14 protein-coding genes are annotated in these 14,833 nt (G+C 53.8%); 10 read left to right on the forward strand and 4 right to left on the reverse strand.

Annotated elements, in window-relative coordinates:
• Nucleotides 1–24 precede the first annotated feature (24 nt).
• Nucleotides 25–1,053, reverse strand: coding sequence for a hypothetical protein (locus AB1598_14715; protein MEW6146263.1), 1,029 nt, complete (start codon nucleotides 1,051–1,053; stop codon nucleotides 25–27).
• Nucleotides 1,004–1,813, reverse strand: a complete 810-nt coding sequence (locus tag AB1598_14720) for a ParA family protein (protein ID MEW6146264.1) — start codon at nucleotides 1,811–1,813, stop codon at nucleotides 1,004–1,006. The genes AB1598_14715 and AB1598_14720 overlap by 50 nt, the downstream gene beginning before the upstream one ends.
• A 328-nt stretch (nucleotides 1,814–2,141) precedes the next feature.
• Here AB1598_14720 and AB1598_14725 point away from each other — a divergent pair, with 328 nt between their 5' ends.
• From AB1598_14725 to AB1598_14765, 9 genes are all read left to right on the forward strand, one after another.
• Entirely contained in the window at nucleotides 2,142–3,155 is a 1,014-nt protein-coding gene (locus AB1598_14725; GenBank protein MEW6146265.1) for a helix-turn-helix domain-containing protein, read from the forward strand.
• A 190-nt stretch (nucleotides 3,156–3,345) separates the two neighbouring features.
• Nucleotides 3,346–4,557, forward strand: coding sequence for a thiolase family protein (locus AB1598_14730; protein ID MEW6146266.1), 1,212 nt, complete (start codon nucleotides 3,346–3,348; stop codon nucleotides 4,555–4,557).
• Between the two features lie 24 nt (nucleotides 4,558–4,581).
• A complete protein-coding gene (locus tag AB1598_14735) occupies nucleotides 4,582–5,004 on the forward strand; it encodes an OB-fold domain-containing protein (GenBank protein MEW6146267.1) in 423 nt (140 codons plus the stop codon).
• Between the two features lie 81 nt (nucleotides 5,005–5,085).
• Complete coding sequence (locus AB1598_14740; GenBank protein ID MEW6146268.1) at nucleotides 5,086–5,544, forward strand: MaoC/PaaZ C-terminal domain-containing protein; 459 nt, start codon at nucleotides 5,086–5,088, stop codon at nucleotides 5,542–5,544.
• Nucleotides 5,545–5,804: 260 nt separating this feature from the next.
• The gene (locus tag AB1598_14745) at nucleotides 5,805–6,353 is read left to right on the forward strand and encodes an AmiS/UreI family transporter (GenBank protein ID MEW6146269.1); all 549 of its coding nucleotides are present in this window, start codon (nucleotides 5,805–5,807) and stop codon (nucleotides 6,351–6,353) included.
• Between the two features lie 157 nt (nucleotides 6,354–6,510).
• Nucleotides 6,511–7,662: a thiolase family protein gene (locus tag AB1598_14750; GenBank protein ID MEW6146270.1), complete on the forward strand. Its 1,152-nt coding sequence runs from the start codon at nucleotides 6,511–6,513 to the stop codon at nucleotides 7,660–7,662.
• A 282-nt stretch (nucleotides 7,663–7,944) separates the two neighbouring features.
• Complete coding sequence (locus tag AB1598_14755) at nucleotides 7,945–8,712, forward strand: Sir2 family NAD-dependent protein deacetylase (GenBank protein ID MEW6146271.1); 768 nt, start codon at nucleotides 7,945–7,947, stop codon at nucleotides 8,710–8,712.
• 203 nt (nucleotides 8,713–8,915) lie between these two features.
• On the forward strand, nucleotides 8,916–9,887 hold the full coding sequence (locus AB1598_14760; GenBank protein MEW6146272.1) for an acetoacetate decarboxylase family protein: 972 nt from the start codon (nucleotides 8,916–8,918) through the stop codon (nucleotides 9,885–9,887).
• Nucleotides 9,888–9,954: 67 nt separating this feature from the next.
• The gene (locus AB1598_14765; protein MEW6146273.1) at nucleotides 9,955–10,926 is read left to right on the forward strand and encodes an acetoacetate decarboxylase family protein; all 972 of its coding nucleotides are present in this window, start codon (nucleotides 9,955–9,957) and stop codon (nucleotides 10,924–10,926) included.
• Between the two features lie 227 nt (nucleotides 10,927–11,153).
• Here AB1598_14765 and AB1598_14770 read toward each other — a convergent pair whose 3' ends face one another.
• A complete protein-coding gene (locus AB1598_14770) occupies nucleotides 11,154–11,345 on the reverse strand; it encodes a hypothetical protein (GenBank protein ID MEW6146274.1) in 192 nt (63 codons plus the stop codon).
• A 333-nt stretch (nucleotides 11,346–11,678) separates the two neighbouring features.
• Entirely contained in the window at nucleotides 11,679–12,194 is a 516-nt protein-coding gene (locus AB1598_14775) for a hypothetical protein (GenBank protein MEW6146275.1), read from the reverse strand.
• A 345-nt stretch (nucleotides 12,195–12,539) separates the two neighbouring features.
• On the opposite strand from AB1598_14775, the gene AB1598_14780 reads away from it, so the two are divergent.
• Nucleotides 12,540–14,411, forward strand: coding sequence for a potassium transporter Kup (locus AB1598_14780; protein ID MEW6146276.1), 1,872 nt, complete (start codon nucleotides 12,540–12,542; stop codon nucleotides 14,409–14,411).
• Nucleotides 14,412–14,833: the final 422 nt, after the last annotated feature.

A 14,833-nucleotide genomic window follows, 5' to 3' on the forward strand; every position in this document is an offset into this window, starting at 1 on the left:
CGCTCTCCGCGTGCACGGATGTCTTTAGCCGCCTCCATGGAGGGTCTTCCATGCCCCCCTCAGGTGTTCGAGATATCCCTCCGGAAGCTCGCCTCCCAGGTCGGCGAGCACACCTTCCACCTGGGAGAACTCGGCAATCCCCCCCTTCCCTTTCAGACTCGATAGTATCAGTGATGCCTCTATCACCCCCGGGTCCAGGTGTTTGATCTTCTCGCAATATTCCTCGTCTCTCGGCCCCCGTTTATTCCCCGTATATAGCTCGTACATGGACAAAACCTCGTCCGTTTTTTCTCCCGCAGATTTCTCACTCTTTTTTGCTGCGGTAGTTACCGCAGTATTTATCGCATTATCTATCGCGGTATCTACCCCGGTAAGTACTGCAGTACTTACCGGGGTATTCAAACCGAGCACCTTCTTCGTGGTCGGGTCTATCTCTAGACCCGCCTTTTCCCTCTCTTTAAGGACTTCCCCAGGGCTAGGTACGGAGAACATCCTCCCGTATACCCCAAGGGATGGTTCGACAACTTTAAGGCTGAGCTTTTTCTCGAGAGAATGTATGGCGACCCTGACCGTTTTATCCGACAGACCCGTGAGCTCCCTGAGCTCCTTGAGCCCGATACGCAGGGTAGGGGTCTTCTTCTCTATGCTTTTTTTATAAATTTCACCGTAAACCCTGGATTCAGAGGGTGTAAAGCCGTCGTCCAGGTCCTTTAGATCAGCCGGTTTCATGCCGTGCTCGGAAGGGTAGGGGGGTTTTTTCCTTTCCCTCTTTCTTACCGCACTATCTACCGCGGTAACTATAGCGGTCTCGAGGCCCGTGCCCGGCTCCCGGGAGGACTCCCCCGAGGCCTCGCCGCCGGGTGCTTCCGCGGGTATGTTCCTTTCCTTCCTGAAGCTGTCGAAATACCTTGTCGCGACCCTGTGCGCGTTGAGCGGGCTCCCCCGCTGCTCCATGGATTCGATCATGTCCGACAGCCGGCCGCCTTTGGGGGGCTTTTTTTTCTTAGGAGTTTCTGATGATATATCTTCTTCCTTCTTCTTTTTCTCTTTCATATATGGCCATTACTTCCTTCGCCAGCCTTCTGTAATCCATAGCCCCCGCGCTTAGGGGGTCGTATTCGATTATATGCTTCCCGTAACCGCTCGCCTCCTTGATCTTCACGTTCGAGTGAATAGGGGAGAATACATTCGGGTGAAATTTCCTGTTTATCGCCTCAAGCACCGTGCTGCTGACGGTGGTCAGCTTGTCGTGCATAGTCGGGAGCCCGTAGGGGACTATCGGGAAATCGGGGCGCGACGAATAGACCTCGAAAAGCGTCTCGTCGATCATGCGTACGGCATCCAGTGCCATGGGCTGAGTCTGCACCACGATGATTACGTCGTCCGCCGCGAAGAAAGCGTTAACGGACAGCGTGGCGAGCGAAGGCGGACAGTCTATCAGCACAAAATCATAGTTCTTCTTTAACCGCTTTATCGACTTCCTCAGCCTGTGATCTTTTTCTATCAAGGCCGACATGGAAAGGTCCGCCCTGCTCATGGAAAGGTTCGCCGGAATAAGAAACAACCCGGGCGTCCCGTGCTCGACTATCACCGAGTTTATATCCACTCGGTTATTCGGATCTAACAGCACGTCGTTGATCGTAATCTCGAAATCATTGGGACTGAACCCGAGGTGGGAAGTCGCGTTCCCCTGCGGGTCGAAATCGATAACGAGAACCTCGTTCCCCTTTTCCACGAGACACGCCGCAAGATTTACCGCGGTAGTCGTCTTCCCGACTCCCCCTTTATGGTTCGCTATGGCTATGACTTTCATATGTCCTATATTGCCCTCCGGTAGATGTGAGCTTCTGCACCTTGGACGGGAACCCGTATCTCTCTCGGATCCCAGTATCAATTATAAAATGTCGATTCGAAATGAAAAGGGCAGGGGGCACCGCTCCTGCAGATTGATTTAAGCGGACAAAAATCATATAATATGGCTGGCCAGGGCGTTAAAAAGCCGCCGAAGCTTTAGCGGTATGCATAAAACAACGGCGGCAACCGGAAGGTGGAACAACTTAATGATACCCTTTCTCGCTTTTAATTGTCAAGCTTTTTGATGCCCGTGCCGGAACAAAGCTCCGGCTTGTCCAGGGAGAGATATGCCCGACAAAAAGCAGGACAAAACAAAGATAGTCCAGATATGGGGAGAGATACTCGACGAAGGGTTTACGAGCGTCCCCAACATTCTCCTGAGGTACAGATCCCGGATAGGCCTCAAACCCAAACACATCATGCTCATAATCGACATCATGTCTTACAAGTGGGACTCCGAATACCCGTTCCCCAGCTACTCGACTCTCGCTCTGAGATCGGGAATCGAAGAGAGGAGCGTGAAGCGTATCACACAAGACCTCGAAGAGCTCGGCCTCCTGATAAAGACGCCCAGGTTCGACGATGAAACCGGCGCGCAGGTTACGACGGTATTCGACTTCCGCCCTCTCGTTCAGAAGCTCATCGAGGAAATGAACAAAGGTGGAGGTGAAGAATACGGCGAAGACGAAGAGGAGTATGGAGTTGGGAGGATCTCGAAGGATAACGTCACTCCGCAGAGAACTAAAGAGAAAGAAATCAGTGGCTTAGGGTATGACAAGAATGTCATGGGGGAGGGTGACAAAAATGTCACCCGGGGGGTGACAAAATTATCACCCGGGGGGGTGACAAAAATGTCACCCAAAGAATACTCATATAATAAGAAGACTTTTAGTATAAGAACCCCCGAGGAAAAACTTACCTATAGTAGGGGGAAATCGCGCGGTAAAAACACAACCGGAAATGATGAAAAAAGGGTTAGTAAATATTTACGTGATGCTATTTTCAGAAAAAGGATTTTCGAGCTCTACGATAACCTTAGAGACATAAGGCCGATCGAAGACATTGTTGAAGAAGGAGCTCACAGGGCTTGCAAGGACATAATAGTCAACAGGGTTCTGGAGATAGAAACCAACAGGCCGTCGGTCGATCCGGGGAAGATATCAAAACTGGCAAGGAAGACATTCCCGTATAAAGACTTTCCGCGTGATAGGGGAAAGGCGAGGAACTTCTTCACGGCCGTGCTTTGCGACCTGGTATCGAACCTCATGCTGAGCGCCGTTAGTGGGAAGAAGGGCGGCTAGAATCCATTTTCCAGCGGCTTACTCTAAAAATTACGGCGGCGGGCTCGCGCGGTTGATAAAAGTTCACGACAAATGCCGCCTGTGACCGGAATTTTCACATGCTGGCCGGCCCGCTTCCCGCGGTTGACTTTTGTTGAGGTCTATTTAATATACTTTTCCACAAAAAAATATAGACGGGGGGAGGTAACACATGGCAGCAAGCATCCCTAAGGTAAAAGAAGCAAGAGAAATACTCAAAAAAAATAAAATCGTCATAGCCGGCGTAGGAGAAACGGAGCAGGGCAAGATACCCGACAAGAGCTCGTTCCACTTCCTCTCGCTCGCATCCAAGCTCGCGATCGAGGACGCCGGAATTAAAAAATCCGATGTCGACGGACTCGTTACAGCCTTCTCCCTCGTTGAACACACATTCATGCACTGCACTACGTTCGCCGACTATTTCGGTTTGAGACCCAGGTTCTTCTCGTCCGTTGCCGTGGGAGGAGCGACCGCCGTATGGATGGTGGCCGAGGCCGCCATGGCTATCGCCTCCGGACAGGCAGAGGTCGTACTCTGCGTGAGGGGTGACAACACCCTCTCGGGAATATCCTCCTCCGGAATGGTCGCACTCATCAGGGAAATGTGCCACGCCGAGTTTGAATTTCCCTACGGCCTTACCACCCCTGGGGGCTACGCGCTCGCGGCCCAGAGGTATCTCCACGACTTCAAAGCCACACGCGAGCACCTGGCCGCGGTCGCAGTGACGATGCGCAAGCACGCCGCCCTCAAGGAGAACGCCATGAACAAGGAGCCCCTGACCGTCGAAGAGGTCATGAGCTCCCGCGTCATCGCCGACCCCCTCACCAAGTACGATTGCTCCATCATCTCGGACGGAGGCGCCGCGTTCATAGTCACGACCGAAGCCAAGGCAAAAGAACTGGGAATTAAAAACCCCCTCGCTTACCTTTGGGGCATGGGCCAGGGCTATTCGCACCAGTATCTCACGTCGCTCCGCGACCTGAACCAGATCTATAACGCCATAGACAGCTCCGGCCAGAGGGCTTTCCAGACGGCCGGCATAGGCCCCAAGGACGTAGACGTCGCGTTCCTTTACGACTGTTTCACCATAACCGTGCTTCTTGAGCTCGAGGGGCTCGGCTTCGTCCCGAAAGGGGAGGGAGGCCCGTTCGCGCTCGAAGGGCGCATGGAGATAGGAAAGGACCTGCCCGTGAACACCCACGGCGGGCTCCTGTCCCAGGCTCACCTGGGAGCCATGCATCACGTCGTCGAGGCGACGCTCCAGCTGAGGGGAGCGGCCGGCCCCAGGCAGGTCAAGGACGCCGAGGTGGCGCTCGTGCACGGGAACGGAGGCATCGTCTCCGCCCACAGCACCGTAGTCTTGGGCAAGGAACCGCTTTCTTAAACTCGAAAAGGAGATTCTTGAAAAATGGCTGAGAACAAAACGTACGAAAAACCGCTTCCCGACTTCCGCCCGGAGACCAAGCCTTACTGGGACGGATGCAAGAAGCACGAGCTCCTGCTGCCCAGGTCGAAGGCGACAGGGGAGTTTTTCTTCTACCCCCGCGCCATGTCCCCGGGCAACGACATGTCGGAGGACATAGAGTGGGTAAAGGCCAGCGGCAAGGCCAAGGTATGGACATACGCGATCCATTACATGGGCCCTACGAAGGCATACAAGAACGACCCCCCCTACGTGGTCGCGCTCGTCGAGACCTCTGAAGGGGTAAAGATGATGACCAACATCGTTGGCTGCGACCCGAAGGACGTCTTCATAGGCATGGACGTCGAGGTCGTGTTCGACGACGTCACCGACGAAGTGACGCTGCCCAAGTTCAAGCCCGCGAAGTAACGCGAAAGGGCGAGGGGCCGCCGCATCGTGCGTGCGGCTTCACCAGGCGCTCGATATACATATTCGAAGGAGACTCTGCAAATGGCACAGGAAGACACACGGCTTTTCTATGAAGACCTCGACATAGAGGCCGAGCACAAGAGCACCGGCAGGACCATAACCGAGACTGACGTCGTGAGCTTCGCCGGACTCTCGGGCGATTTCAACAACATGCACATAGACGAGGAGTTCGCGAAGAACACCGTGTTTAAGACCAGGGTCGCACACGGCCTGTGTGTCCTTTCAATTGCGTCGGGCCTCTGGTTTACGATGCCACGCCTTGCGACGATCGCCTTCATGGGCCTCGAGGACTGGAGGTTCTCGGGAGCCGTAAAGTTCGGCGACACAATCCACATCACCCGTAAGCTCGTCGAAAAAAGAGAGCACAAGCGCCCCAACATGGGCTTTCTCATATTCGAGGTCAACGTCCACAACCAGTCGGGAGAAGTCGTCCAGAAAGGGAAGTGGGTGATCCTCGTCCAGAGGAAAGAAAACGCCTGAACCGGGGGCCGTCACGCCCCCTCGATACCAGACCGGATATCCGCCCGCCCCCCGCGGGACGCGCGGGCAACCCTTATTAATAACTCAAAATTATCTTGCTAAGACGGCTTGTTACATAAGAATTTTGGGCCCCGTCTAAAAAAGTATCTTGACACGGATAAGCCAAATGTGATAAAACCCATTCCATATGGTTCTAGTCACCTCTGTGGAAGGTGGAAAATCCACAAAAACACAAATAACATAAGGAGGTATGGAGAGAAATGGCAATAGATATGTTGCTAGGCTACGTTTTGTTGCTTGTGGGTTTCGTGTTCTTCTGTAACGGTATGACCGTGCTGGGCAAGACAGGGGCTAAGGAAGTCGGCGTTCTGAACCTGGCCGTCGCTATATTGATTCTCATAGCGGCATGGCAGCTGCACACGTTGCAGTTGACCGCGGCCACGGCTCTGGTCTCCGTATTCGCTCTTATTTACTTCCAGGTTGCGGGAATATTCATCCACGGCTATGACGCAAAAGGCCTCGGATGGTTTTGCCTTTTCGCGACCGTCGTGTTCATATGGTACGGCTACCACTTCTACACGCTGGAAGCCGCTATACCGGGCATGATGTACTACGCCATATTCTGCTGGGCGTGGGCGCTGCTCGTTTTCCTGGCCTTCCTCGTGTTCTCGATGGGGAAAGCTCTGGCCCCGGCAGTCGCATGGCTCTTCCTGATCGAGTCGATACTGACCCTTCTCATTCCGGGCATGCTTCTCCTCACCGGAAAGTGGGGTCCTGTAACGGCGGTCAGTGCAGCAGCCGGCAGTTAAATTTGAAAAAAATTTAAAGAGGATTCTTTAACGAAAGGGAGGATCGCGGTTTAATCCGCTATCCTCCCTTTTTATTTCACTCCCGGATGGCCCGGCCTTGCACTCACCTGCGAAAATTTTTAAAATAAGAGTAAGTTAATCCCGAGGAGGTCTGATAATGAGAGACGTATATATTCTTGGCGTGGGGACGACTGCCTGCGGCAGATTCCCGGATAAAGCGGCCCATGTGCTCGGGCGCGAGGCGGCCTGGGCGGCGATAAAGGACGCCGGAATCCACCCGCGAAAGATAGAGATCGCTTTTTGCGGTCACGTATACCAGGGCATGGGCGTGGGCCAGAGGACCCTTAAAGAGATAGGGCTCGTCGGTCAGCCCACGATTAACGTCGAGGGCGCCTGCGGGAGCGGCACGCTCTCGTTATGGGAGGCGTGGAGGACTATCGCGTACGGACAGTACGACATCGCGCTTGCCCTCGGCGTAGAGAACCTGAGCAGGGTAATGTCCGGTGGGCCGCTGCCACTCGAGGAAGACGACATAGAGGTCGCGCTCGGCATGGGCATGCCGGGGCTTTATGCAATGAGGGCGAAGAGATACATGGCGGAATACGGCGTCACGCCAGAGCAGCTCGCGAAGGTGGTCGTCAAAAGCAGACACCATGCCTCTATGAACCCGGTTGCGCAATACAGGAAAGAAACCACGATAGAAGAAGTGCTGAACGCGCCCATGATCGCGGACCCGCTCAACAGGAACATGTGCTGCCCCGTCGGGGACGCTGCGGCCGCCGCGGTCCTCTGCTCGGCCGAGCTCGTCGACAAGCTCGCGGTAAAGGAGCCTATAAAGATCCTCGGATGCGTAGCCCAGTCGGGCAAGTACTCGAGCCCCAAGGGTCTTACGTGCGATCCTTCGGAAAACGTGATGAGGACTACCAAGATGGCCTATGAGATGGCCGGTCTCGGACCCGAGGACATGGACGTGGCCGAGATACACGACGCCTTCGCCATAGCCGAGATGATGGTCTACGAAGCCCTCGGATTCTGCGGGAAAGGGGAGGGCGCCAGGCTGATAGAAGACGGAAGCACCTGGATAAACAGCGGCGGTGTAGCAGTCAATCCGGGCGGCGGGCTTCTTTCGAGAGGCCATCCCGTAGGCGCGACCGGACTCCTTCAGACGGCCGAGATCGTGTGGCAGCTCCGGGGAGAAGCGGGCGCGCGCCAGCAGAAAGACGCCAAGGTCGGTATAATCGAAACGATGGGCGGAGCCCAGCCGGCCATGGACGGGATCACCTGCGTCGTTAGCATCCTGGGTAAATAAGATTGTCATTGCGAGGCCCCGTTCGTCCTGAGCTTGTCGAAGGATGAGGGGCCGTCCTGACGAACGGCAATCACATATTTTTCTTGGCACTGCATCTTCGTCCTACACGTAGGAGTGACTTCCAGCCGCGATAATCTTCAATTCCCTCCTTTTGTAAAGGAGGGTTAGGGTGGATTTAGTATTATTCTTGGCCATACATAAACCCGTTCGTGCTGAGCTTGTCGAAGTATGAACGGGTTTATTTCTCGCGAGGTGAGTACCGCCCCTTTTATTGATAAAACCATGAATGATTTAAATGACGCAGCACGGGCATTTGTAGAGCTCGTCCTTTCTTCGAAAAACACCGTAGCCCTTACCGGAGCGGGCATAAGCACAGAATCCGGCATCCCGGACTACCGCTCCCCCGGCACGGGCCTCTGGGAGAAGATGGACCAGTCCGTAGTATCGCTGGAGGGCTTCCGGAGGGCGCCCCACCGGTACTACGACTACGCGCTCGAGCTCTACCCGGTCAGAAAATCTGCAAGGCCCAACACGGCCCACCTGATGCTCGCCGAGCTCGAAAGGAGAGGGCTCCTCAAGGGTGTAATTACACAGAACGTGGACGGGCTCCATCAGGATGCGGGCTCGGAAGAAGTCCACGAGCTCCACGGCTCCTTGAGACAGGCGGTCTGCCTCGGGTGCAGCGTGCTCGAGCCCATGGAAAGCGTCATGGAGAGAGTAATTTCCGGGGAGAACCCCCCTTTATGCAAAGAATGCGGCGGCGTGCTCAAGCCGAACGCCGTCTTCTTCGGGGAAATGCTCCCTCATGTACCCTGGCAGAGCTCTATAGAGCTTGCCCGCGGGGCCGCCCTCTTTATCACCATAGGCTCATCGCTCCAGGTCTCGCCCGCGAATACGCTTCCCGACATAGCCCTTCACGGGGGAGCCGGGCTCGTTATACTGAACCTGACCCCCACCCCCTTCGACGGGGACGCCCGGCTCGTGGTCAGGCAAAAAATAGGCGAGTTTTCCTCCGCCGTTATGGAAATTCTGGCCGCTTCAAAGGCATAAAATATAATTTATTATTTTCATCCCGGTAAAATTAAGCCTGCCGCTTAAAATTTTTTCAGATTCTTAAAAAAACCTATTGACAATACCCCGCCAACTTTGATATAAGTAGCTATGATGGGGTGTTGAATCGTAGTTATCTACGTTTCTCCTCTTGAGGTTGGTAACAATCCGGTTTTAAAAATCTATATAAGGAGGTTTGTAATATGCCAAGTCATCTAAATGTCCCTTTGAAGTATTGGGAGCTCACTAAGGAGGTTCCACCGCCTCCTATAGAGAGAGACATCAAAACGTGGATCATAGCGAACCCGTCGGACCCGCTATGGGACATCGATGTTCTCCCTCTTACCTATACTGACAGCCGCTGGTCTGCTTTCGTCGTTAGAGTAGATGCGGCTACCAGGCAGCGTCTTTGCCCGAATCCCCCTCTTACGGTTTGGGACGGAGAAAACGCAGATTTGGTCGAATACTGGTATGTCGACCACAAGAATACGATGTTAGGCCCATACCTTGAGTTCGGCGTAACGATTTCTGCTACGTACAAGGACCCGAAAGGTAATGTATGGAAAGCCGGTTACTATCCATATATGTACCTCACCGGCGACGCTCCGGTTGATGCCGGCCGTGTTCTCGGCTTCCCGAAAAAGATGTCATACATCAGGTGTACGACTCACGGCGGGGAAAAGGGAACCGATTTCTTCGGTTTTGCAATGTCCCGTAATGGCTACCTCTTGCACAGCGCAACGGGTAAATTCGATGACAAGCAGGTAACACCTCCATTCTTCTATGGGAAGACTGACTGGGGCAAGTTCAACATGAAGGTTATCACCAGACCGGATGTTTCAAGCTCAGAGTGGCAGCTTACCTATCTGCCTTCGGAGTTGCCAGCCGCATTCAACATCAAGGGCCATCGCTTCCAGATTAAGCCGGAGCATACGCGTACGGCTTCAGGCGACGCTATCAACTGGTTCGCTCAGGCGACCCCGTTTGATAACATGGGCGCTGAAATCAAGATCCAGGAAGTTACTGGTCTTATTTCGTTCGTGTTCGACCTTATCATCCCGCCGGCCAAGGTTCTCTGGACAGAGACCTATGAGCGTCCGGCCAGCTACAGGGGATATGCTACACCGTACAAGTACGGCCTGCGTCAGCAGTTCCCGATCAGCCAGGGGTCATAAGCGGTTTAGGCTTTTGTGTTTTGGGCAGTGCAACAAAGAAAACGAAAATTAATAGGAGGTATTTGCAATGGGTTTACAGGCAAATGAATATAGCTACCCGTGGTTGGCAGAGGGCGAAGTACCCCCACTACCATTAGATAGAGATAGAATTCACATAATCAGCCAGGGCGTTGCTGACCCTGTGTTTGACTATGACATTATTCCGCTCACCTATACGGAAAGCCGCTGGATGGCCTACGTTATGCGCGCGGATCTGAAAGACATGAAGGCTGTTACGCCGAAGCCGATCGACATTCAGGACGACGTAATCGAGTTCTGGTACGTTATCCACAGAAACACGATGCTTGGGCCATACATGGAAATGGGCGTAACGTTCTCGGCAGTAGTAGACTCGGGCGATGGCCAGATCTACAAAGCCGGATACTACCCCTACATGTATCTCTCCAACGATTCCCCGATTTTCGCAGGAAAGGAACCCTTCGGATTCCCGAAGAAAGCTGCTTACATCGCGGGTTTCGAGCATGGAACAAACAACAACTACTTTAACCATTTAATGGAGCGCCGCGGTTATATTCTCCACACCGCGAACGGCCGCTACTCCGATAAGCCTCTTTCCACGAGACCTACGTTCTATGGAAAGACCGACTGGGGCCGCATGAATTATCGTATCACCACGAGGCCGGACGTAACCAACAGTATCCATGAGGTTACTTACCTTCCGTCCGAGCTTCCCCCGGGATTCGGAACAGGCCACCGCTTCCAGCTGAATCCGGCAAGTATCCGCACCGCAACGGGTGCTGATATCCGCTCCTGGTACCTGAACGGCACACCGTTCGACTACATGGGCGGCCAGATTCCGGCTAAGGAAGTAGTAGGTATCATCAGCTTCACCTTCAACCTCATCATCCCGCCGGCTAAGACCATCTGGACGAAGACGGTTGAAAGGACAGAGGCTGACTTTGGCTCGATCATGTACTCGACTCCGTTCAAGTACACGATGCGCCATCGCTTCCTGCTTCCACAGTATTCACAGGGCTAATTTATCGGTCCCGTGCAAGCTGGAAAGTAAAGACGTCAATCAGAGCAGGGTCCCCTCACCCGAGGGGGTCCTGCTTTTTTATTCTTTTTGACGTTCTATATACAGAGCCGGATTCTGTGGGGATCCTATTTGTCGTCATGCTGAACTTGTTTCAGCATCTCGTTTTTTAAGTCCGTTCATCCTGAGCCTGCCGAAGGACGTTGGCGGGTAAATAAAAACAAGCCCTCCTACACTTGCGAGCTCTCACCTTCCTTGATTTTCGAAGAAAATATATAGAATTTCTTTCTGTCCCTGCGGGACCTGTTCCCGTCGTAGCGTCTCAGGGCCTCCCAGAGCTTCTCCCAGCTGAGCTCGCCGAGAGTCGTGTATATTTCCCTTCCCCGCCGCTCGTCTTTAACGGACATAGTGAAGCTGACCATCCGTAATTCCTCCGTCTGGATGAATGTTTAAAATAAATTGTCTGCTGGGACTCCTCCGACCCGGAACCCCGGCATACACCCCCCGGTGCATCAACTGCCATCATAAATTGGGAAGGTTAAGAAAATATTTCGCGGCTGTTAAAGATCTATTAAGAGTACTCCTTTCATATTCTAATCCGTAGGAGCGGCTTTCCTGAATAGATCCTGAAATAAATTCAGGACATGGTTCAGGACAGGCCGGCCGCGATTCCTTAAATTCCCTCTTTTGGCAAAGGAGGGCTAGGGCGGATTTAATATTTTTATTAGACCCGCGGAGTAAAAAGGGTAGGGGGGTTACAGATTCAGCTCGAGCTCCTGCCCCTCGTCCGCTTCATCTTCACCGTGCGGGAATATCTTGTCGGGCAGTCCCATAATGCGCCTGAGCGATTTGATCTCCTGCGCTGCGTGCTTCTTCCTCTTTTTCATGCGCCGCGTCCTCATCCTGAGGAGTATCATCGCGTACGAGAGGTCGGTGTCGCCTATCCATCCGGTATAGTCGAGGCGCCCCTTCTCGGACATCGAATTCTGAAGAGAGCGGAACAGGCTGTATTCCTCGTCCGGTATGAAGTTATCGAGAAACGTGTAAGCGTCCTCGATGATCTCTCTCTCTTCTATATAGTCCTGGTGCAGGAGGTATATGGAGAGGGCGTGCCTTATGGTCGTCTGCGGGTAGGGGAGAAGAGATTCGGGGAGAGCGCCCGGAAGGACCTTTAGGGGCTCGGGGTTTTCCTGCTCGTTTATCAGGGAGAGCAGGTCGCCGTACTCGGAAACAATTTTTTTGGGATGAATGCTTGCGTTTTCCGTTTGCACAATAAAATCCCTGAGCCGCCGATGTACCGGAACAAAAAACCGAACGCGGCTGCCGGCGCAGCTTCCGCGCACGCTCAATTCCATTCTGTAAATTTTATCTGGGTCCCCGCAGACTTCGCATACAGGGCGAACGGGAATGTGGTAACCGGTTGTTTGCCTTTTGCGAAGTCTCACCCTAATTCTATCACGTCCGCGTGAGGTTTGACAGTAGCTGAAAAAAAATTTCACGCAGATTTTCTACTTTATGCTCGCGCAGTACGCCATTAGCGATTTTCTATTTTTGTAGTATCCTAAGTACGCGATTAGACCGATCATCAGCCAGGGTGGACGGAGAACTTTAAACACTTGAAATCATTATCCGGTAAGAACTACGTTCTTGTTCTGATCGCCCTCGGCATCGTCTTCGGTGATATAGGGACGAGCCCGCTCTACGCCTTCCGGGAATGTTTCTCTCCCAAATACGGCATCGAGGTAATACACGAGAACATACTCGGGGTTCTCTCCCTGATCTTCTGGTCTCTCATTATCGTTATCTCCCTTAAATACACGACCTACGTTATGCGCGCGGACAACGACGGAGAGGGCGGCGTCCTTGCGCTGCTGGCCCTCCTCATTTCGAGTAACGGTGTGATTAAAAAATTCAGCCGGGTCGTGTTCGGTCTCGGTATATTCGGAGCGGCGCTATTCTACGGGGACGCCATGCTGACGCCGGCGATATCCGTGCTGAGCGCGGTCGAGGGGCTCAGGGTCGCATCACCCATATTTCATGACTACGTGATCCCGATAACCCTCGGGATACTTACGTGCTTCTTCTTTTATCAGAGTAGAGGGACGGGGCGCGTAGGCACGCTGTTCGGCCCTATAATGCTCGTATGGTTTCTTACGCTCGCGGGTCTCGGTATCGTATGGATTGTAAAACACCCGGAGGTACTGGCGGCGCTTAACCCGCTCCACGGCGTGGAGTTTTTCGTAGTGAACAAGGTCCACGGATTCCTCGTGCTGGGAGCCGTGTTCCTGGTCGTGACGGGCGGCGAGGCCCTTTATGCGGATATGGGGCATTTCGGCGGGTTCCCCATCAAGCTCGCATGGTTCGCGCTCGTGCTCCCCGCGCTGCTCCTCAACTATTTCGGCCAGGGCGCGCTTCTTCTCTCCAGGCCCGAAGCGGCGGAGAATTCGTTCTATCTCCTCGCTCCCTCGTGGGGTCTCTATCCGCTTATCATACTTGCGACCGTTTCGACGATCATAGCCTCTCAGGCGGTCATCTCCGGGGCGTTTTCCCTCACGTCCCAGGCGCTCCAGCTCGACTTCCTGCCGCGAGTCAAGGTCATTTACACGTCCCCCGAGCAGATGGGGCAGATATACATCCCGTTCGTAAACTGGCTTATGTTTCTGGGGACGATTTTCCTCGTCCTACTGTTCCGGTCTTCCGGGAACCTCGCGAGCGCATACGGCGCTGCCATAGTCACGCTCATGGTCATAACCACGCTCCTCATGTACGTATGCTCGGTTTCTATATGGAAGTGGAACGCGCTCTTGGCCGTTCTGGTCACGTCCTGTCTGCTCATAGCCGATCTGGCGTTTTTCGGCGCGAACATAATCAAGGTCAACCAGGGCGGCTGGTTCCCGTTTCTTATAGCTCTCGTCGTGTATCTGATCGTGCTTACGTGGACGAGGGGCAGGAGGGCTTTGGCGGAGGAGTTCAGGAAGGAGGAGATATCCTTCGACCTCTTCCTTGCCGACCCAGCCCTGAAATCGGTCCCGCGAGTGCCCGGAACCGCCGTCTACATGTCCAAGAACCCCGAAGGCGTCCCGCGCACCATGCTCCACAACTTCAAGCACAACAAGGTCTTTCACGAGCGCATAATAATCCTGACCATATACACGGAAGGCGTCCCGCGCGTGCCGTGGCCTAAAAAATTCAAGGTGGAGGAGCTCTCCCACAACTTCATCCGCGTGATAGCCAGCTACGGGTTTATGGAGACGCCCGACATTTCACACGTCGTAAGACACCTGAAGGACCAGGGGATCGAATGCAGGATAGACGAGATAACGTTCTTCCTCGGCCGGGAAACGATAGTCGTCCGCGACCCGAGGGGCATCTCGGGGTTAAGGAAGCAGCTCTTCGCCTTTCTGTCCCAGAACATGCTCCCCGCGACGGCCCACTTCAACGTTCCCCCCAACCGCGTGATCGAAATAGGTCTGCGCATACAGATCTAGTACATTCCTTTTCTTTTCTGTCATTGCGAGCCGCGGAGCAGCGCGGCAGTCTCGTCTCATATCATGGTGTGCCGCGTGCCCGTAGGAGCGGCTTTCCTGAATAGATCCTGAAATAAATTCAGGACATGGTTCAGGACAGGCCAGCCGCGATAGAAAGTTGTCATTTCGAACCGAAGAGTGAGAAATCCGTTGTGCCTTTTTTAGTCACCTCTCCCCGGAGTGGGAGAGGGTTCGGAGGGGTCTAAACGGGCACCGAAGTAACGGAATGGACCGGGGACATAGGTAACACTTTTTGATATAATGGCTGTCTTGAGAAAGGCGGATGCCGGAGCAGCTCGTATCGGCGTCGGCGCTCGTCTGAACCGAGCCTGCTACTTAGTTTCCCTCCCCCTTTAGGGAGGGGGAGGGGGAGGGATTAACGG

It is taken from the genome of Thermodesulfobacteriota bacterium (genome assembly GCA_040754335.1).
Lineage (GTDB): Bacteria > Desulfobacterota_D > UBA1144 > Nemesobacterales > UBA2774 > 2-12-FULL-53-21.